18 protein-coding genes are annotated in these 17,984 nt (G+C 68.5%); 9 read left to right on the forward strand and 9 right to left on the reverse strand.

The window, feature by feature from the left end:
• Window positions 1–69 precede the first annotated feature (69 nt).
• The gene (locus tag OVA11_RS04880; protein WP_096052637.1) at window positions 70–609 is read right to left on the reverse strand and encodes a DUF721 domain-containing protein; all 540 of its coding nucleotides are present in this window, start codon (window positions 607–609) and stop codon (window positions 70–72) included.
• A gap of 47 nt (window positions 610–656) precedes the next feature.
• On the opposite strand from OVA11_RS04880, the gene mutY reads away from it, so the two are divergent.
• Together mutY and OVA11_RS04890 are read left to right on the forward strand one after the other, a co-directional pair.
• Window positions 657–1,721 (forward strand): A/G-specific adenine glycosylase, encoded by a 1,065-nt coding sequence (gene mutY / locus OVA11_RS04885; RefSeq protein ID WP_268066438.1) that lies wholly within the window; start codon window positions 657–659, stop codon window positions 1,719–1,721.
• 68 nt (window positions 1,722–1,789) lie between these two features.
• Window positions 1,790–3,154: a hypothetical protein gene (locus OVA11_RS04890; RefSeq protein ID WP_268066439.1), complete on the forward strand. Its 1,365-nt coding sequence runs from the start codon at window positions 1,790–1,792 to the stop codon at window positions 3,152–3,154.
• A gap of 29 nt (window positions 3,155–3,183) precedes the next feature.
• On the opposite strand, the gene OVA11_RS04895 is transcribed toward OVA11_RS04890, so the two are convergent.
• Window positions 3,184–4,260, reverse strand: a complete 1,077-nt coding sequence (locus tag OVA11_RS04895) for a site-specific DNA-methyltransferase (protein ID WP_268066440.1) — start codon at window positions 4,258–4,260, stop codon at window positions 3,184–3,186.
• Between the two features lie 138 nt (window positions 4,261–4,398).
• Window positions 4,399–5,034 (reverse strand): ribonuclease HII, encoded by a 636-nt coding sequence (locus OVA11_RS04900; protein ID WP_268066441.1) that lies wholly within the window; start codon window positions 5,032–5,034, stop codon window positions 4,399–4,401.
• 86 nt (window positions 5,035–5,120) lie between these two features.
• Here OVA11_RS04900 and OVA11_RS04905 point away from each other — a divergent pair, with 86 nt between their 5' ends.
• Both OVA11_RS04905 and OVA11_RS04910 read left to right on the forward strand, forming a co-directional pair.
• Window positions 5,121–6,026 carry a glycoside hydrolase family 16 protein gene (locus tag OVA11_RS04905; protein ID WP_268066442.1) on the forward strand — a complete coding sequence of 302 codons (906 nt, stop codon included), beginning with the start codon at window positions 5,121–5,123 and terminating at the stop codon, window positions 6,024–6,026.
• Between the two features lie 47 nt (window positions 6,027–6,073).
• Window positions 6,074–7,411, forward strand: a complete 1,338-nt coding sequence (locus tag OVA11_RS04910; RefSeq protein ID WP_268068893.1) for an MFS transporter — start codon at window positions 6,074–6,076, stop codon at window positions 7,409–7,411.
• Here OVA11_RS04910 and OVA11_RS04915 read toward each other — a convergent pair.
• Window positions 7,405–7,995: a DNA-3-methyladenine glycosylase I gene (locus tag OVA11_RS04915; protein WP_268066443.1), complete on the reverse strand. Its 591-nt coding sequence runs from the start codon at window positions 7,993–7,995 to the stop codon at window positions 7,405–7,407. The two genes, OVA11_RS04910 and OVA11_RS04915, sit on opposite strands and share 7 nt — an antisense overlap.
• Window positions 7,996–8,125: 130 nt before the next feature.
• Here OVA11_RS04915 and OVA11_RS04920 point away from each other — a divergent pair, with 130 nt between their 5' ends.
• Window positions 8,126–8,548, forward strand: a complete 423-nt coding sequence (locus OVA11_RS04920) for a hypothetical protein (protein ID WP_268066444.1) — start codon at window positions 8,126–8,128, stop codon at window positions 8,546–8,548.
• A gap of 13 nt (window positions 8,549–8,561) precedes the next feature.
• Here the strand turns inward: OVA11_RS04920 and OVA11_RS04925 are convergent, their stop codons facing one another.
• Window positions 8,562–9,443, reverse strand: coding sequence for an alpha/beta fold hydrolase (locus OVA11_RS04925; protein ID WP_268066445.1), 882 nt, complete (start codon window positions 9,441–9,443; stop codon window positions 8,562–8,564).
• 95 nt (window positions 9,444–9,538) lie between these two features.
• Window positions 9,539–10,330 carry a CAF17-like 4Fe-4S cluster assembly/insertion protein YgfZ gene (ygfZ, locus tag OVA11_RS04930; protein ID WP_268066446.1) on the reverse strand — a complete coding sequence of 264 codons (792 nt, stop codon included), beginning with the start codon at window positions 10,328–10,330 and terminating at the stop codon, window positions 9,539–9,541.
• Between the two features lie 103 nt (window positions 10,331–10,433).
• Here ygfZ and OVA11_RS04935 point away from each other — a divergent pair, with 103 nt between their 5' ends.
• From OVA11_RS04935 to OVA11_RS04945, 3 genes are all read left to right on the forward strand, one after another.
• Window positions 10,434–11,597, forward strand: a complete 1,164-nt coding sequence (locus OVA11_RS04935) for a glycosyltransferase family 9 protein (protein ID WP_268066447.1) — start codon at window positions 10,434–10,436, stop codon at window positions 11,595–11,597.
• Window positions 11,597–12,154, forward strand: coding sequence for a hypothetical protein (locus tag OVA11_RS04940; protein ID WP_268066448.1), 558 nt, complete (start codon window positions 11,597–11,599; stop codon window positions 12,152–12,154). The genes OVA11_RS04935 and OVA11_RS04940 overlap by 1 nt, the downstream gene beginning before the upstream one ends.
• An 81-nt stretch (window positions 12,155–12,235) precedes the next feature.
• The gene (locus tag OVA11_RS04945; protein ID WP_268066449.1) at window positions 12,236–13,570 is read left to right on the forward strand and encodes a dihydroorotase; all 1,335 of its coding nucleotides are present in this window, start codon (window positions 12,236–12,238) and stop codon (window positions 13,568–13,570) included.
• Window positions 13,571–13,608: 38 nt separating this feature from the next.
• On the opposite strand, the gene OVA11_RS04950 is transcribed toward OVA11_RS04945, so the two are convergent.
• Together OVA11_RS04950 and OVA11_RS04955 are read right to left on the reverse strand one after the other, a co-directional pair.
• Window positions 13,609–14,835: an RNA polymerase sigma factor gene (locus OVA11_RS04950; RefSeq protein ID WP_268066450.1), complete on the reverse strand. Its 1,227-nt coding sequence runs from the start codon at window positions 14,833–14,835 to the stop codon at window positions 13,609–13,611.
• The gene (locus tag OVA11_RS04955; RefSeq protein ID WP_268066451.1) at window positions 14,832–15,182 is read right to left on the reverse strand and encodes a YciI family protein; all 351 of its coding nucleotides are present in this window, start codon (window positions 15,180–15,182) and stop codon (window positions 14,832–14,834) included. The genes OVA11_RS04950 and OVA11_RS04955 overlap by 4 nt, the downstream gene beginning before the upstream one ends.
• Before the next feature lie 152 nt (window positions 15,183–15,334).
• Here OVA11_RS04955 and OVA11_RS04960 point away from each other — a divergent pair, with 152 nt between their 5' ends.
• Entirely contained in the window at window positions 15,335–17,128 is a 1,794-nt protein-coding gene (locus OVA11_RS04960; protein ID WP_268066452.1) for a feruloyl-CoA synthase, read from the forward strand.
• A gap of 82 nt (window positions 17,129–17,210) precedes the next feature.
• Here OVA11_RS04960 and OVA11_RS04965 read toward each other — a convergent pair whose 3' ends face one another.
• The gene (locus tag OVA11_RS04965; protein WP_268066453.1) at window positions 17,211–17,897 is read right to left on the reverse strand and encodes a lysoplasmalogenase; all 687 of its coding nucleotides are present in this window, start codon (window positions 17,895–17,897) and stop codon (window positions 17,211–17,213) included.
• Between the last annotated feature and the right edge of the window lie 87 nt (window positions 17,898–17,984).

Here is a 17,984-nt window from a genome sequence, read left to right on the forward strand (position 1 = left end):
AAAAAGGCGCAACCGTGACGGCTCCAAGAGCGTGAGCGGGCCCGCCTTGTCAATGGTCCGATCCCGTCTCTAGCGATCGGAAGACAGGACCCCGCGACCTAGCTTGAGCAGGGCCTGCTTGAGCGCCCCGTCGGGCTGTTCGGCCAGGCTGTCGGCCAACTGCTTTTCCAGGGCCGCGTCCAGCGGCGGCTTGCGGCGCAGGCGCGTGGACGGCGCGGCGGCGGGCGCCTTGACCGGGCCCTGCACGATCCGCAGCCGGGTGACCACGCCCTTGCCCAGAAGCATGTCGAGCCGGGCGGTGATCTGCGGCGCCTGGTGTTGGATCAGCGAGGCGACCGGCCCGTCGACCCGCAATTCCAGAGCGCCGCCTTCGCCGTTGCGGCCCTTGATGATGCGGACCGGTTCGGTGCGACGCGCCAGGGTGTCGCCGACGATCTCCTTCCAGCGCGCCTGCAGGGCGGCGGGACCCTTGCCGAAGCGGTCTTCCAGGTCCTTGAGCAGCGGGGCGAGGTTCTTGCCGGCCGGCGGCGGCGGACGCCGCTGGGGCTTGGTCCGCTTGCTGCGCAGGATCGCGATGGCTTCTTCCGGCGTGGGCAGGGGGCGACGCATGCGAGGAAACTAGCATGGCGTGGTCAGTTCGCGGTAGGCGAAGGGGCATGAAAGACCGCGACGCTCTCCGCTCGGCCCTGCTGGCCTGGTACGACGCCCAGGCGCGCGATCTGGCCTGGCGGGTCGGTCCTTCCGACCGCCGCGCGGGCGTGCGCAGCGATCCGTATCGCGTGTGGCTGTCAGAGGTGATGCTGCAGCAGACCACCGTGCCGCACGCCACGCCCTATTTTCTAAGCTTCACCCAGCGCTGGCCGACGGTCTCGGACCTCGCGACCGTGGAGGACGGCGACCTGATGGCTGCTTGGGCGGGGCTTGGCTACTACGCCCGCGCCCGCAACCTCTTGGCCTGTGCGCGAGCGGTGGCCAACCATCACGGCGGCGTCTTTCCCGACACCGAGGAGGCCTTGCGCGCCCTGCCGGGCGTGGGCGCCTACACCGCCGCCGCCGTAGCCGCGATCGCCTTCGACCGCGCGGCCAATGTCGTCGACGGCAATGTCGAGCGGGTGATGTCGCGGCTGTTCGCCGTGGAGACGCCGCTCCCCGACGCCAAGCCCGAGCTGAAGGCCCTGGCCGGCGACCTCGTCACCGAGGATCGGCCTGGCGATTGGGCTCAGGCGCTGATGGACCTGGGCGCCACCGTCTGCAAGCCCAAGGGGCCGCTGTGCGACCGTTGTCCGGTCTCGGCCTGGTGCGCGGCGTTTAAGGGCGGCGCGCCCGAGACCTATCCGCGAAAGACCAAGAAGGCCGACCGCCCGCGCCGCCACGGCGTGGCCTATGTGCTGACACGCGGCGAAGAGGTCGCTCTGGTCCGCCGCCCGCCGAAGGGCTTGCTGGGGGGGATGCTGGGCCTGCCGACGTCGGACTGGCGCGCGACGCCCTATGACGACGCCGAGGCGGTCGCCGCCGCGCCGGTCGCCGCCGCCTGGCGCGACCTCGGCGCGGTCGAGCACGTGTTCACGCACTTCTCGCTGACCCTGCGGGTGTTCGCGGCGGCCAAGGAGAAGAATGGCGGCGCCAACGGCGGCGACTTTGTCTGGACGCCGCGCGAGGGGCTGGGGGCTCTGCCGAGCGTGTTTCTGAAGGCGGCGAGGGCGGCCGAGCGGCTGATCTGAGCGTATTGTGTCTTGGGCTGTGCGGCGTAAGCGCCGCCAGTATAGGTGTTTCATTTCTGGGGATTCCAGTGACCCACGATCCCGATTGGACCGCCCCAAAGCACGGTCATGACTTTCGTGACGATGACATCCTGCTAGTCACAGGTTGGCTGCGATCCTTCGTCTTGGCGGCGGACATGGAACGACGACTAGGGGCGGTGCGCGAGCGATTAACAGAGGCGAGATCGCGTATCATCGCCGGCGAGCGAGCCGAGCTATTCGACTCCTCCGACCTTGCTGCTTGGTATCTCTTTCAGGCTGAGGCTTACGCGAAAGATCGCCGCTTTTGGGTTCCCGAAGAGGCCATGCGTATCGTGCCCATTATGAAGAGGCTAGGCATTGAATTTGCCTTGCTCCTACAGATCGAAGGCATAGCAGAGCGAGCGGCGCGACTAATGACTAGCGAGCGCCGACAGCCTGATGCCGGCCTTTTCGAGATGCTGGTCGCGTTGGCATACCGGCGTGCGGGTTGGACCCGTGTTGACTTCGTGCCGGAGGAGCGGGGGCGAAGACGTACGCCTGACCTCCAGGTTAGCCGTCCAGGGCGATCCTTCGCCGTCGAATGCAAGCGGATGATGCCTTCAGTCTACGAGCAGAAAGAGCGCCAGCGTGGCGAGGATTTAGCGCGGCCGATTCATGCGCTCTGTTTAGAGCTTGGTGCATCCGTTGTCGTCGAAGTGATTTACAATGTCGAGCTGACAGCCGTACCTGATGAATATCTAATCGCTCATGTTCGTGAACGTATTGATCGACGTGATATTACGCCATGGTCTGACGAGTTTGCGGAAGGTCAGGTGCGTCCGGTTGCATGGTCACTGACTCATAAGGTGCTGAGTAAGGACGATGTGTATTTCGGATCAAGTCGGATGATCGAATTAATGTCTGGAACCTATCTGCATAATGCTGAGCATAGCATAGCGGCGCGGTGGAGGCCGGCACCGGAAAGGCCCTTTTATGCAGAGGCGATCTACCAAGCGAGCGTAGTGACTTGGTTCAGCGGCTCTACCGACGCAATTCTTCGTAAAGCGAGACATTTCAAGTCGACCCTCTCGCAGGCCGAGGAACAGCTGCCGTCAGATCGGCCCGGCGTCGTGCACGTTGGTTTCGAAAATACAGGGGGACCGGAAGTCGATTCCGCGCGCCATTTCCGAAACTGGCTTGAGGCTAAATTCTTTGAGCCGCGCGATTCACGGCTCAGATGGGTCTACGCGCACTACTTTGCCCCTGAAGCAACCACGCGTCCAAACGAGAGCTGGGCGATCACCGAGTCCGTGGTGCCTTTTAGGATTGGGCGGCACAAAACCCAGTGGCCCCTACCCAACCAACTGCTTCTAACAGCCGCTGAGCAGATGACAGAGGGAGTGCATTGGGACCGTTTCCAGTCCCAAAGTTGATTTAACCGCAGGAGGGATGGCTGAGGGGCCTAGTTCATCCCCGCCCGCACCTGCGCCCGTAGCACGTCGATCGGCGCCAAACCCGCGTCGGTCTTGAAGTGCCAGTAGGTCCAGCCGTTGCAGGCCGGCGCGCTTTGAACCAGAGCCCCGATCTTGTGGATCGAGCCTGACAGGTCGCCGACGGTGATCGAGCCGTCGGGGCGCACCTTGGCCACGTGCGTGCCCTTGGAGCAGTAGAGCGTATCGCCCGGCGACAGCAGGCCAGCTTCGACGATGGTGCCGAACGGCACGCGCGGCTCGGCGCGCTTGGAGCCCATCACTTCCAGGTCTTCGGGCGCGATCGGGACGACCTTGGCGATGCGGGCCTTGGCGTGCTCGAGGTACTCGGCCTCGCGCTCGATGCCGATAAACCGGCGACCCAGGCGCTTGGCGGCCGCGCCGGTGGTGCCGACGCCGAAGAACGGATCCAGGATCACGTCGCCCGGCTTCGTCGTCGACATGATGACGCGATAGAGCAGGGCCTCGGGCTTCTGGGTCGGGTGCGCCTTCGCTCCGTCGGCGCCCTTGATGCGCTCCTCGCCGGTGCACAGCGGGATGGTCCAGTCCGAGCGCATCTGCACCTCGTCATTGGCCATCTTCAGGGCGTCGTAGTTGAAGGTGTAGCGCTTGGCGTTCTGGCTCTTGGAGGCCCAGATCAGGGTCTCGTGGGCGTTGGCGAAACGGGTGCCCTTGAAGTTGGGCATCGGGTTGGACTTGCGCCAGACGATGTCGTTGAGGATCCAGAAGCCCAGGTCCTGGATCGCGACGCCGACGCGGAAGATGTTGTGATAGCTGCCGATCACCCAGATCGCGCCGTCGTCCTTCAGGACGCGGCGGGCGGCCTTCAGCCATTCGCGGGTGAACTTGTCATAGGCCGCGAAGCTCTCGAACTGGTCCCAGTGGTCGTCGACCGCGTCGACCTTGGAATTGTCGGGGCGCAAAAGGTCGCCGCCCAGTTGCAGATTGTAGGGCGGATCAGCGAAGATCAGGTCGACCGACTTTTCGGGCAGGGCGTTCATCTGCTCGATGCAATCGCCGTGGATGATGGTTTCCGGCCCGAACTTCATGGTCCCGCGTCCTCAAGAAAGAGAGCGGAATCATGAGTCTTTCTGGTAAATCCGGTGTTGAGAGACGTGGTTAGCGGGCCGTTAACCAAGGCGTCTCAGGCGCTTTTGAGTCTGATCAGACTCAAAAGCCGAGGCTGATCAAAGATCTAGCTCTCCGTTCACCGGCGTCGCCGCCAGAGCCGCCTTCACCGGCGCCCAGCCCAGGCGGTGGATCGGGGAGGGGCCGAGGCGCCGCAGGCCCTCGACATGGATCGGCGCGTGATAACCCTTGTGGCCGGCGAAGCCGTAGCCGGGATAGAGCGCGTCCATCTCGATCATGATCCGGTCGCGGGCCTCCTTGGCCAGGATCGAGGCCGCCGCGATCGAGCACGAGAGGCTGTCGCCCTTGACCACGGTCTTGACCGGGCAGGGCAGCTCGAACCTGTAATTGCCGTCGACCAGGGCGAAGGCGGGTGTCACCGACAGGCCCTCCACCGCGCGCCGCATGGCCAGGCCCGCCGCGTGCAGGATGTTGAGCTTCGCGATCTCCTCGATCGAGGCGAGACCCACGCACCAGGCGATGGCGACGTCCTTGATCTCTTCCTCCAGGGCCGCGCGGGCCTTGGCCGAGAGCTTCTTGGAGTCGTTGAGGCCCTTGGGAATGCGGTCAGGATCCAGGATCACCGCCCCGGCGCTCACGGGGCCCGCCCACGGGCCGCGCCCGGCCTCGTCCACCCCGCAGACAGGGGCCTGTCCGCAGGCCAGCTCCAGCGTCATGTCGGGTCCGGGCGGCATGGCGGCTGTTTAGGCCGGTTCGTGGCGATTGGGAATCGGCAAGGGCCCGACTGGAGCGACCCGGCCGATGCCGGTAGGGTCATGGCATGTCACGTCCCCTCGCCGCGTTCGCCCTCTGCTCGGCCCTGCTGGCCGGCGGACCTGTCCACGCTCAGGATCACTGGACGCTGGTCTGGTCCGACGAGTTCAACGGAACCGCTCTGGACGACGCCAAGTGGACGCCGGCGGCCGACTGCGGCGGCGGGGGCAATGACGAGCGCCAGTGCTACGTGGTCAGTCCCGAAACCCTGGCGGTCAAGGACGGCGCGCTGCGGCTGACGGCGATCAAGCGCAAGACGCGGGGCCTGGCCAACCCGTGGGCCGGGCCGACCGGCCCGATGAAGACCGGCGACTACGCCTCGGGCAAGATCGTCACCCAGGGCAAGTTCAGCTGGCGCTATGGCCGCATCGAGGCCCGCGCGCGGGTTCCGGTCGGGCAGGGCGTCTGGCCGGCGATCTGGATGATGCCCGAGCTGTCGACCTACGGCGGTTGGCCAAGGTCCGGCGAAATCGACATCCTCGAGACCGTCAATCTCGGCGCGCCATGCCCGCCGGTGGGCGAGGCCTGCGCGGATGGGCGTGAGAACCGCGTCTTCGGCACGATCCACTTCGCGGCCGACGCGAACGGGACCCACAAGCAGGTCAGCGCCAGTACGCCCCTTCCGGCCTCGCCCGACGGCTTCCATGTCTATGCGGTGGACTGGTCGCCCGAGGCGATCGTCTGGTTCCTGGACGGCCGGGAGTACGCCCGCGCCACGCCGCAGGACTGGAAGCGCGACGACCAGCCGGCGAGCGCTGCGCCGTTCGACCAGCCCTTCCACCTGATCATCAACCTGGCCTTCGGCGGCCGCTGGCCCGAGAGCGTCAACGCCAAGGGCGTCGACGAGAGCGCGCTGCCGGCGACGCTGGAGGTGGACTGGGTGCGGGTCAGCCAGCGCGCCCCGAGCGGTTAGCGGTCGTTGCGCGGCGCGCGGCCCGCTGGCAGGGTCCCCGCCTCGCCCTGGAGACGCGTCTTGTGACCCCGTTCCATCATCTGCTGGTCAATAACCTGGTCGCGAACATCACCAACTTCACGATCTGGTTCGCTCTGACCTTCTACGTCTATCTGGAGACCAAGTCGGTCTTCGCCACGGGCATGATCGCGGGCGTCTATCTGGTGCTGACGGCGGCCTGCGGGATCTGGTTCGGCAGCCTCGTCGATCATCATCGCAAGAAGGTCGCGATGGCGGGATCGAGCGTGGCGTCGCTGCTGCTCTACGCCCTGGCGCTGGCCGTGCTGCTGCTGGCGCCGAAGGGCGCCATCGCCGATGTCGGGCGGCCCTGGCTTTGGGCGCTGATCGGGCTTTCGATGCTGGGCGTCATCGCCGGTAACATCCGCACCATCGCCCTGCCCACCCTGGTGACGCTGTTGATCCCGGAGGATCGCCGCGACAAGGCCAATGGCCTGGTGGGGATGGTGACCGGCGTCGGCTTCCTGACCACCTCGGTGATCAGTGGGTTCCTGGTAGCGTGGGGCGGCATGCTCGCGGCCCTCTTGTTCGCGCTCGGCTTCACGCTGGCCGCGCTGGTCCACCTGCTGGCCGTTCCCGTCCATGAGCCGCGCGTCGAGCCCGAGCACGGGGCGCCGGTCGAACCCAAGACGATCGATCTGGCCGGCACGATCAAGGTGGTGGCCGCCGTGCCCGGTCTCTTCGCCCTGATCCTGTTTGCGACCTTCAACAACTTCCTGGGCGGGATCTTCATGGCCCTGCTGGACGCCTACGGCCTGTCGATGGTGTCGGTGCAGGCCTGGGGTCTATTGTTCGGCTTTCTGTCGGTGGCCTTCATCATCAGCGGCCTGGCGATCAGCAAGACGGGGCTAGGGGCGAACCCCTTGCGCACCCTGCTGCTGGTCAACCTGATCTCGTGGGCGGTGTGCTGCGTCTTCCCGCTGAAGTCCTCGATCGTGATGCTGGCGATGGGGTGCTTCGTCTGGATGCTGCTGGGGCCCTACGCCGAGGCCGCCGAGCAGACGACGCTGCAGAAGGTCGTGCCGTTCGAGCGCCAGGGACGGGTCTTCGGCTTCGCCCAGTCGGTCGAGCAGGCCGCCTCGCCGCTGACCGCGTTCCTGATCGGACCGCTGACCCAGTTCATCGTCATCCCGTTCATGACCCACGGCGCCGGCGCGGCCGCCATCGGCGACTGGTTCGGTCGAGGTCCGGATCGCGGCATGGCGCTGGTGTTCACGATAGCGGGCGTGGTCGGTTTGATCGTCACCCTGCTGGCCTTCGGCTCCAAGGCCTACAGGCAGCTGTCGGCCACCTATGCTCAGAGCGCGCCGGCTGCGGCGGCTCAGTGACCGTGGCCCAGCGCCTTGCACGCCTCGTGTCGGAAGCAGGTCACCAGGTGGTCGTTGACCAGCCCCGTGGCCTGCATGAACGCGTAGACGATCACCGGGCCGCAGAACTTGAAGCCCTTGGCCTTCAGCGCCTTGGACATCTCCACCGCCAGCGGCGTCTGGGCCGGGACGTGGCCCGCCTCCCACTGGTTCTGGATCGGCGCGCCGCCGACCATGTCCCACAGGAACTGGCCGAAGTCCTCGCCCCGCTCGCGCATGTCCAGATAGAGGCGCGCCCCGGCGATGGTGGCGTCGATCTTGCCGTTCGAGCGGATGATGCCCGCGTCGGCCATCAGTCGGGCGCGATCGGCCTCATCGAAGCGGGCGACCTTCTCGGGATCGAAATCGGCGAAGGCGGCGCGGAAGGCCTCGCGCTTGCGCAGGATGGTGATCCAGGAGAGCCCCGCCTGGAACCCGTCCAAGACAAGCTTCTCCCACAGCGCGCGGGAGTCCCACTCGGGCACGCCCCATTCGTGGTCGTGATAGGCCTCGTAGAACGGGTCTCCGTTCATGCCTTTCCAGGTGCAGCGGGCGATGTCGTTCATGCGGCCAAGCTGGCAGAAACTTCGCGCGCCGCCTAGAACTTTTCAGGAACATGAGGCGCGGATCGACGGATTTCCGGATCTTGCGCGTTGAGCCTCGCGAGGGACTTAAGACACACGGAAAGGTGCGCCGATGAAGCGCCTGAAGACCTTCGCCATGCTGGCCCTGGCGACGACTGCCCTGGCCACGACGCCGGCCCTGGCCCTGCACAGGGATCGCGACCACAACCCGCCGGGGCCTCGCGGTGGTCCCGGGACCAACTGGGAGAATCCGCCGGGCTGGCGTGGCGGACCGGGCGTCTCGCCCGACCGCCGCTACTATCGCTGGAACGGCCAGCGGGTCGAGTTCCGCTATCGCGACGGCTACTATTACAACCGCGCCTACGGCTACTATCACCCGGGCTTTGGCTGGTGGAACCAGGCCGGCAAGTGCTGGTTCGACAATGACCGCAACCCGCCCGGTCCGCGTGGGGGTTCCGGCACGAACTGGGAGAACCCGCCCGGCTGGCGCGGCGGCCCGGGGGCGTCCCCGGACCGCTACGGCCGCTGCCGATAGCCTTCGCCGACGATCAGCCGGCCAGGAAGGTCTCGACCTCGGCCATGAACTTGGCCGGCTGATCGATCATGACGAAGTGGGCCGCGTCGTCGATGCGCACCACCTTGGCGCCCTTCAGCGGCCCATAGGCGCCCTGATACCAGCCGCCGAAGGTCGCGGCCGGAACCGGCATGTTGCTGTTCCAGGCGAAGACCACCGTGGTGGGGGCGGTGATCTTGGCCAGCTCGGGCGTGAGATCGGTGGTCAGCAGCTCTTCCATGGCGCGGCCGGCGACCTGTCGGTCGCTGTCGAGCGAGTGCTTGACGATGGCGGCGCGCGCGGACTCGGTGCGGACCATGCCGACGATCACCTGCTCCTGCATCGCCTTGAAGGCGTCGGCGGGCGCGTCGGCGATCTGGGCGCGGAAGCCGGCGGCGCGCTGGGCGACCGACTCCGGCGACTGACCGGGCCCGAAATAGGCGACCGCCAGGTTCGGGAACATGTCGACGACCATCAGCTTGCCAACCAGGCTGGGGCTGCGCGCCGCCAGCATCATGGCGATCGTGCCGCCCATCGAGTGGCCCATCACCGCCGGCGACTTCAGGCCTTGGGCCTGGATATAGCCCGCCAAGCCCTCGGCCACGCCGGCGGCGACCTTGCCCTCGGCGTTGCCGGCCGTGGGCGCGCCCGCGAACCCGGCGACGTGAACGAGGTGGACGCGATGGCGGCTCTCCAGCGCCTTGGCGGTCGACTCCCAGACCTCGGGCGAGGAGGACAGGCCCGGGATCAGGATGACGTCAGGACCCTTGCCGCGCACCTTGACCGAGAAGCGATCGGCGCCGGCGGCCAGAACGGGCCCCGCCACGGCGGACATGGCCAACAGCGCGCCCGCGCCGAGAATTTTGCGACGATTCATGTTTACTGCGCCCCCAAAGCGTTCGCAGCCGCCATCTCGGCGACTGCTGTTCGGCGTTGTGTGCCCCGAAACGGTGGCGCTCGCAACCGGAGGCCTCAGGCCAACCAGTCGGGTCGCTCGACGCGGACCAGGCGCCCCTCGACGCTGAGCGCGGCGCCCTCGATCCGGTCCAGGCGCAGTAGGGCCATGGCTCGGCCGTCGCGCCCGCTCAGCACCTCGCCCGCTCGCAGTTCGCCCGCCAGCACCTCGGCGCCGAAGGGGGGCGGGGCGCCGTCGAAGACGATCGGCAGCATGCGGTTCTTGATCGTCCCGCGCCGCTTCATGCGGCTCGTGGTCTCCTGCCCAACGAAGCAGCCCTTCTTGAAGTCGATCCCCGCCAGCAGGTCGAAATTGGCCTCGATCGGATAGGTCGACTCGCTGCCCCAGTCGCCGGGGCCGGGAACGCCCAGGGCCAGGCGATAGGCTTCATAAGCGTCTTCGTCGGCGTTGGGGGTCCGGTCGTCATAGGCGCGGGCGCCCAGGGCCGGCAGGCGAGGATCAGCGTACAGGCCCTCGCCCGACGCTTGGCCGCCAAACACCGCGATCACCGAACGATCGCTGGCCGCCAACTCCACCTTGGCCCGCAGCCGGTACATCGAAAGGCGCGTCAGGATGGCGTCGCGGTGCGCCGCCGCCACATCCAGCAGGGCGCCGTCCTCGGCTCCGGCCACGAACAGGTCGTAGAGCAGCTTGCCCTGCGGGGTCAGCAGGCCCGCAAAGCGCAGCTCGCCGACGGCCAGGGTCTCGACATCCTGGGTCAGCAGGCCCTGCAGGAAGCTTCGCCAGTCCGGACCGGACACGGCGATGACGGCGCGGGAGGCGAGACGGGCGAGACGAAGTACGGTCATGAGGGCACATGTGGCGCCGTGTCGCGGGCGACGCCAGTCCTTGAGGTAACTCAAGTGTTAACGTGGGGTGCGCCGACTCACCGACCGGCCTATAGGTGGACCGATGACACAGAGGGCCTTCCCGATCCTTTTCATCACGGCGACGCGTATCGGTGACGCGGTGCTGTCGTCCGGCCTGATCAAGATGCTGGCCGACCAGATCCCCAACGCGCGCTTCACCATCGTCGCGGGCCCTCTGGCCGCGCCGCTCTTCGCCCATGTCCCCGGCCTCGACCGGGTGATCGTCATGGAGAAGGCCAAGGGCAAGGGCCACTGGTTCAAGCTCTGGCGCCAGGTGCGCCACAAGAAGTGGAGCCTGATCGTCGACCTGCGCGGTTCGGCCACGGCCCTGTTCCTGCGTCGCGACAAGCGCGCCATCTGGAAGAAGATCCCGGGCGAGGTCGTCCATAAGGTGGTCGACGCCGCGCGCACGTTGAAGCTCGAGGGCGATCCGCCGCCGCCCTATCTCTACATCACGCCCGAGGTCCAGGTTCTGGCGGACGAACTGCTGGGCCTGACCGAGGGCGGCGAGACCGGACCGATCCTGGCCGTGGGCCCGGCGGCCAACTGGATCGGCAAGGTCTGGCCGATCGAGCGCTTCACCCAGACCGCCGCCCAGCTGCTGGACAAGGACGGCCCGATGGCCGGCGGCCGGCTGCTGATCCTGGGCGGTCCGGAAGACACCCGCATGGTCGAGGAGCTGCGCATGGCCTCGGCGCGGGGGCGCACCATCGACCTGACCGGCAAGGTGGATCTGCTCACCGCCTATGCCTGCCTCAAGCGCGCCAACCTGTTTATCGGCAACGACTCTGGCCTGATGCACATCGCCGCCGCCGCCGGCACGCCGACGGTCGGGCTGTTCGGTCCCTCCGACGAGCGCCGCTATGCGCCGTGGGGCGAGCACGCCGTGGCGGTGCGCGGGCCACGGTCGTTCGACCAGTTCCTGGCCATCGATCCCGAGCTCTCCCAGGCGATCCGCCACATGAGCGATCTTCCAGTGACCACGGTGTTCAAGGCCGCGAAGGATCTGCTGGTCAAGGTCGGCGGGATCGCCCCGCCGGCGCCTGTCGTGATCCACGAGTCCGAGGTCGTGGCCCCCGCGCCTGAACCTTGCCTCGACGCCGAGACGGCGACCGACTTGGTTGAGAACGCGCCCGCCGACTCGCCCCAAGAGCGCGTTCAGCCCGTCACCACGAAACGACGCGCGGCGCGGCCGAGGAAAGCCTGATGAAGTTCCTTATCGCCCTGGCCGCGCTGATCGTCCTGGCGCCGGCTGCGGCCTGCGCCGGAACCCCAGGCGAGCAGTTCTTCGAGCGCCTGAGCGCGCTGTGCGGCAAGACCTTCACCGGCCAGGTCGCCGCCGGCGACGCGGCCGACGAGGCGTTCCGCAAGGCCGAGCTGGTGATGACCGTGGCGCACTGTGACGCGCGGCAGATCCGCATCCCGTTCCGGGTCGGCGAGGATCGCTCGCGGACCTGGATCATCACCCGGCTCGACGACGGTCGCCTGCGTCTCAAGCACGACCACCGCCATGCCGACGGCGTCGAGGATGAACTGTCGCGCTATGGCGGCGACACGCTGGAGCCGGGAACGGCGCAAGCGCAGCGGTTCCCGGTCGACGAGGAGTCCAAGGCCCTGTTCACGCGGCTGAACCGGACGGTCTCGAACACCAATGTCTGGGCGCTGGGGCTCACCGACAGCCAGTTCACCTACGAGCTTTCCCGCCCGAACCGGCTGTTCCGCGTGGCCTTCGACCTGACGCGTCCCGCGCCCTCCGGGCCCTGAGCCGCATCGGCCGTCATGAAACGGTTGCCTCTTGAGCGGGCCGGCCCTAGATCGCCTTGAACCCCTCCGAGGAGCCGTCCCATGACCCAGACCTTCGACCTGATCGTGCGTGGCGGCGAGGTGGTGAACCACGCCGGCCGGGACTTCACCGACATCGGCGTGCGCGGCGGCAAGATCGTCGCGATCGGCGACCTCGGCCAAGCCAGCGCCGGCGAGGTGTTCGACGCCACCGGCCTGACGGTCCTGCCCGGCGTCATCGACAGCCAGGTCCACTTCCGCGAGCCGGGGCTGGAGTGGAAGGAAGACCTCGAGAGCGGCTCGCGCGGCGCGGCCCTGGGCGGCGTCACCGCCGTCTTCGAGATGCCCAACACCGAGCCGACCACGACCGACCCGGACGCCCTGGCCGACAAGCTGGCGCGGGCCAAGAACCGGATGCACACCGACCACGCCTTCTATGTCGGCGGCACGCACGAGAACGCGACCTTCCTGGGCGAGCTGGAGCGCCTGCCCGGCTGCTGCGGCATCAAGGTGTTCATGGGCGCCTCGACCGGCTCGCTGCTGGTCCAGGACGACGAGGGCGTCGAGAACGTCCTGCGCCATGTGAACCGTCGTGCCGCCTTCCACTCGGAGGATGAATACCGCCTGGCTGAGCGCCGGAGCCTCGCCCGTCCCGGCGACTGGACCAGCCACCCGGAGGTGCGCGACGCCCAGGCCGCCCTGCAGTCGACCCACCGCCTGGTCCGCATCGCCAAGGGCCTGGGCAAGCGCATCCACGTGCTGCACGTGACGACCAAGGAAGAGATCGACTTCCTGGCCCAGAACAAGGACGTCGCCAGCGTCGAGGTCACGCCCCAGCACCTGACCCTGGTCGCGCCCGAGGCCTATGAGCGCCTGAAGGGCTTTGCGCAGATGAACCCGCCGATCCGCGAGGCCGACCATGTGGCCGGCATCTGGCGCGGGATCGAGACGGGCATCGCCGACGTGCTGGGCAGCGATCACGCCCCGCACACGCGCGAGGAAAAGGCCCGCCCCTATCCGGCCTCGCCGTCGGGCATGCCGGGCGTCCAGACCCTGGTGCCGATCATGCTGACCCACGTGGTTGACGGGAAGCTCTCCCTGGAGCGCTTTGTCGACCTGACCAGTCACGGCGTGAACCGCATCTTCGGCCTGGCCGACAAGGGCCGCATCGCCGAGGGCTTCGACGCCGACTTCACCATCGTCGACATGAAGGCCCGCCGCGTCATCACCCACGACTGGATGGCCACCCGCTCGGGCTGGACCCCCTTCGACGGCTTCGAGGCCAAGGCCTGGCCGGTGGCGACCATCGTGCGCGGCATCGTGGTCATGCGCGACGACGAGATCATCGCCGAGGGCAAGGGCGAGCCGGTGCGGTTCCTGGAAACGCTGGCGGGATAGGGGGCGCGCCGTCGATAGATGGCGTGACGGAAGGGGCGCTAGTCGGCGCTTGCTAGAAAACTCCGCCGACGGATCAACCAAAGCCGTTCCGCCTCGCCGGGCGCCATATCCACCGCCCGGTTGTAGGCCGCCAACGCCGCTTCCGTGCGCCCCAGCCGCGCCAGCAGGTCCGCCCTGACCGCGTGATAGGGCTGGAATCCCTCCAGCCGGTCAGCGTCCAGCGCCTCGACCTCGGCCATGGCCGCCGCCGGGCCCGCGACCTCCGCCAGCGCGACGGCGCGGTTGAGGCGGACGAACGGGTCTTCGCCCGCTTGCAGGAGCAGGTCGTACAGCGCCAACAGAGTCGCCCATGGCGGCGGCTCCGCCAGAGATCGCCGCAGAGCCCAGGCCGCGTGCAACGCCGCGCGCAGTTGGCGAGGCCCCGGACGGTTCAGCCGCGCGGCGCGGCGCAGCAGCATGTCGCCGTCGGAGATCCGGGCGCGGTTCCAGCGCCTGGGATCCTGCTCGGCCAGCGGGATCATGGCGCCGTCGGCGTCCAGCCGCGCCGGCCGCCGCGCCTCGGCGAAGCGCACCAGGGCGGCGAAGGCCAGGGCCTCGGGCTCCTCCGGCGTCAGGTCGGCCAGCACGGCGGTCAGGTCCAGCATTTCGCGGGCGTAGCCGGCGTGCGGACCCGAGCCGGCTGCATCCTCGTGAGCGCGGGCGTAGGCCACCTCCAGCGTCGAGAGCACGGCGGCCATGCGTTCGGGCCAAGCCTCGGGCCCGGGAACCTCGAACGACACGCCGGCCTCTGCAATCTTCTTCTTGGCGCGGGTCAGGCGCTGGAACATGGCCGGTTCCGCGACCAGGAAGGCCCGGGCGATCTCGGCGACCGACAGCCCGCAGACCAGGCGCAGGGTCAGGGCCGTGCGCGACTCCGGCGCCACCGCCGGGTGGCAGCAGACGAAGATCAGGCGCAGGCGCTCGTCCGGGATCAGGCGGTCGTCCGCCGTGAGGACATCCTCAGCAGAGGGCGACAGTTCGGGCTCTTCAAGAACGGCGCGACGCCTGACATTCCGTCTACGGATCATGTCGAGCGCGCAGCGTCGCGCCGCAGCGTAGAGCCAGGCCGCCGGATCCAGCGGCGGCGCGGCGGGCCACACCGCCGCCGCCCGCGCGCAGGCCTCGGCGTAGGCCTCTTCGGCCAAATCGAGGTCGCGGAAGGCGGCGGCCAGGGCGGCGACGATCCTGCCGCCGTCCCGCCGCGCCGTTTGGTCCAGAGGGCTCAATCTTCGTCGATGATCGGGCGCACCTCGACCGCGCCGTCGCCGGCGAAGGGGACGCGCTTGGCGATGGCGAGGGCGGCGTCGAGGTCCGGAACCTCGATCACGTAGAAGCCGCCCAGCTGCTCGCGCGCCTCGGCGTAGGGGCCGTCATGCAGGGTGTCGACGCCGCGCGACTTGCGCAGGGTGGTGGCGGTGTCCGCCGACTTCAGCCCCTGGCCGCCGCGCAGCACGCCCTGCTGGGCCAGCTCGGCGGCGAAGGCGCCGTGGGCCGCGATGATGGCCTCCAGGCTCATGGCGCCCTCTTCGGCGTAGACCGCTTCGTTCTCGTACAGCAGCAGGGCGTATTGCATGTTCGTCTCCCATGGGCGTGCGACCATCGCAGCGCCTCGACCCCAGAGACGCGCCAGTTCGGGGGGATTCGACAGCGGGCGCTAAAAAATGTCGAGAGGGGCCGTCACGCCGCATGGATTGAACAGCCGTATGACCCGCGACATAACAGGTCATGGACGGATCGCCCCTCGACACAGCCCCCTTCCGCGACGCTCGCTACGCGCCCCGCGCGCTGGAGGTCGAGCGACAGGGGCAGACGCTGATCCTGCGCAATCCCATGCCCTATTCGGACGCGGTGCGGACCACGACCGCGCCGTTGGCCCGCTGGGCCGCGCAGGCGCCGGACCGGGTCTGGCTGGCCGAGCGTGACGGCGAAGGCTGGCGGACGGTGACCTATGCGGACGCCAAGGCGCAGGTCGAGGCGCTCTCGGGCGGACTGCAAGGTCTGGGTCTGCGCCGAGGCCAGCCGCTGCTGATCCTGGCGCGCAACGGCATCGACCATGCCCTGATCGCCTACGCCGCCATGAGCCTGGGGGCCCCGGCCGCGCCGGTGTCGCCGCAGTACGGGCTGAAGGGCGCGGATCTCACCCGGCTTGCGCACGCCGTCGAACGGCTGAAGCCCGCCGCTGTCTACGCCGACGACGCCGAAGCGTTCGGCGACGCCCTGGCCGCGCCGTTCCTAGCCGGATTGCCGGTGGTGGTCAGTCGCCATGCCCGGCCGGGCGACGTCGCCTTTGAGGCGTTGCTGAAGAGCTCGCCGCTGGCGCCGACGGCCCAGCCAGACGACGTGGCCAAGCTGCTCTTGACCTCCGGTTCGACCGGCAAGCCGAAGGCGGTGGTCTGCACCCACGCCAACATCGCGCTGAACGCCGCGCAGATCGAGGCCTGCTACGCCGACCCCGAGCCGCCGGTGCTGGTCAATTCCGCGCCCTGGAGCCACAGCCTGGGGGCCAACGCCATCCTGCACATGGTGCTGCACCGGGGCGGCACGCTCCATATCGACGCCGGCCAGCCTGTGCCGGGGCGCTTTGGCGAGACGGTGCGCAACCTGTCCGAGGTGGCGACGACCTATCACAACATGGTCCCGGCCGGCTGGGCGATGTTCGTCGGCGAGCTGGAGCGCGACGAGGCCCTGGCCGCCAGGTTCTTCGAGAAGGTCCGCGTGTTGCAGTACGGCGGCGCCGCGATGGCCCAGTCGATCCTCGACCGCGTCCAGGCCGTGGCGGTGCGCACGGTGGGCGAACGCATCACCTTCGCCGCCGGCTATGGCGCGACCGAGACGGGGCCGACGGCCTGCAACATCCACTGGCTGAACGCCCGCTCAGGGATGGTGGGCCTGCCCACGCCCGGCACCGCCGTGAAGCTGGTGCCTGCCGGCGAGGGCGGCAAGTTCGAGATCCGGGTCAAGGGGCCACAGGTCTCGCCGGGCTATCTCGACCAGCCCGAGGCCACGGCCGAGGCCTTCGACGAGGACGGTTTTTACCGCCTGGGCGACGCGGCGCGACTGGCCGATCCGGAGGATCCGGCGGCGGGGCTGGTGTTCGACGGGCGCCTGGTCGAGAACTTCAAGCTGGCCAGCGGAACCTTCGTCGCGGCCGGCGCCCTGCGGGTGGCGGCGGTGTCGGCGATCGGCGGCGTTGTGTCCGACGCAGTGGTCTGCGGCGAGGGGCAGGAGGGCGTCGGCCTGATGCTGTTCGTCGACGCCAAGGCGGCCGAACGGCTGGGGAGCGCCGAGGCGGTGCGCGCGGCGATCGTCGAGGGTCTTTCGCGGATGAACGCCTCGGCCAAGGGCGGCGGCGGGCGGATCACCCGCGCCCTGATCCTGGACGGCGCCCCCGACGCGGCCAGCGGCGAGCTGACCGACAAGGGCTATATCAACCAGGCCTTGGCGCGGGATCGGCGGCCCAAAGAGCTGGCGCGCCTGTTTGCTGAGGCGCCCGACGCCGGGGTGATGGTGTTCTCCTAATCCGACGTCCCCGGGGAAGGCCGGGGTCCAGATCGAACCCACCGAGACGGAAAATCCTGTCGGAGCCGAAGGGCGCGAGCACTCAAGCGGTCGCGGCTGAATCTGGGCCCCGGCCTTCGCCGGGGAGGTCGGTGGACTTGAGAGACAAGGCCTCCGCCGCCCCCACGCAGATCAACAGCTGCCCAAAGTAATAAAGCCCCCAGACGCCCAGGCCGGTGGCCAGGTTGTCGGGCAGGGGACCCAGGCGGCCGAAGATCAGCAGGTCCGAGACCACGAACATCAGCGCGCCCAGGCCGACGGTCTTGAACGGGAACCGGCTCATCAGCGCCGTGGCGGCCATCACCGCCAGGAACAGGCTGTAGAGGGCGATCCCCGGCGCCGCTGCGCGGTCGCTGGGCAGCAGGAACGATACGCCTACGACGACCGGGATCAGCGCCAGGGGCGCCAGCGTCCACGCCTTGCGGTGGCGAAGATAAAGGCCGCTGGCTACCACGTGTCCCAGCAGGAACGAAATCGCCCCAACCGTGAGGCCGTGAGTCTCCAGCAACACGTCGCCGCCGGTCCCCAGCGCCATGATGGCCGCCAGCAGCCAGCCATCCGCCGATCGCGCCCGCAGCGCCGCATGGATCGCGAGCAGACCGACGCCCGCGCCTTTCCACGCCGTCTCGACGCCGGGCGGCAGGGGCAGGCTCCAACTGGCTGCATAGCTGACCCCGGCGATCACCGAGGCGATCAGTGTCCACCGCGCGGCCGCGCTCATTGCTTGCATCGTCCCGTCCCCGCTTTTTTGCGCACACTGCGCCGCCCCGCCCGCTGAGCGCAATCGGCTAGATGCGTCGCCGGGTTGGCGCAGCCG

The organism is Caulobacter sp. SL161, from assembly GCF_026672375.1.
In the GTDB taxonomy this organism is placed as follows: domain Bacteria; phylum Pseudomonadota; class Alphaproteobacteria; order Caulobacterales; family Caulobacteraceae; genus Caulobacter.

Bases quoted from the DNA above. Each gene is read 5' to 3' on its own strand.
- OVA11_RS04895 (WP_268066440.1), bottom strand. From the start codon at position 4,260: ATGAAGTTCGGGCCGGAAACCATCATCCACGGCGATTGCATCGAGCAG.
- OVA11_RS04940 (WP_268066448.1), top strand. From the start codon at position 11,597: ATGAAGTTCCTTATCGCCCTGGCCGCGCTGATCGTCCTGGCGCCGGCT.
- OVA11_RS04955 (WP_268066451.1), bottom strand. From the start codon at position 15,182: ATGCAATACGCCCTGCTGCTGTACGAGAACGAAGCGGTCTACGCCGAA.
- OVA11_RS04880 (WP_096052637.1), bottom strand. From the start codon at position 609: ATGCGTCGCCCCCTGCCCACGCCGGAAGAAGCCATCGCGATCCTGCGC.
- mutY (WP_268066438.1), top strand. From the start codon at position 657: ATGAAAGACCGCGACGCTCTCCGCTCGGCCCTGCTGGCCTGGTACGAC.
- OVA11_RS04965 (WP_268066453.1), bottom strand. From the start codon at position 17,897: ATGCAAGCAATGAGCGCGGCCGCGCGGTGGACACTGATCGCCTCGGTG.
- OVA11_RS04920 (WP_268066444.1), top strand. From the start codon at position 8,126: ATGAAGCGCCTGAAGACCTTCGCCATGCTGGCCCTGGCGACGACTGCC.
- OVA11_RS04925 (WP_268066445.1), bottom strand. From the start codon at position 9,443: ATGAATCGTCGCAAAATTCTCGGCGCGGGCGCGCTGTTGGCCATGTCC.
- OVA11_RS04935 (WP_268066447.1), top strand. From the start codon at position 10,434: ATGACACAGAGGGCCTTCCCGATCCTTTTCATCACGGCGACGCGTATC.
- OVA11_RS04945 (WP_268066449.1), top strand. From the start codon at position 12,236: ATGACCCAGACCTTCGACCTGATCGTGCGTGGCGGCGAGGTGGTGAAC.
- OVA11_RS04960 (WP_268066452.1), top strand. From the start codon at position 15,335: ATGGACGGATCGCCCCTCGACACAGCCCCCTTCCGCGACGCTCGCTAC.
- ygfZ (WP_268066446.1), bottom strand. From the start codon at position 10,330: ATGACCGTACTTCGTCTCGCCCGTCTCGCCTCCCGCGCCGTCATCGCC.
- OVA11_RS04905 (WP_268066442.1), top strand. From the start codon at position 5,121: ATGTCACGTCCCCTCGCCGCGTTCGCCCTCTGCTCGGCCCTGCTGGCC.
- OVA11_RS04915 (WP_268066443.1), bottom strand. From the start codon at position 7,995: ATGAACGACATCGCCCGCTGCACCTGGAAAGGCATGAACGGAGACCCG.
- OVA11_RS04900 (WP_268066441.1), bottom strand. From the start codon at position 5,034: ATGCCGCCCGGACCCGACATGACGCTGGAGCTGGCCTGCGGACAGGCC.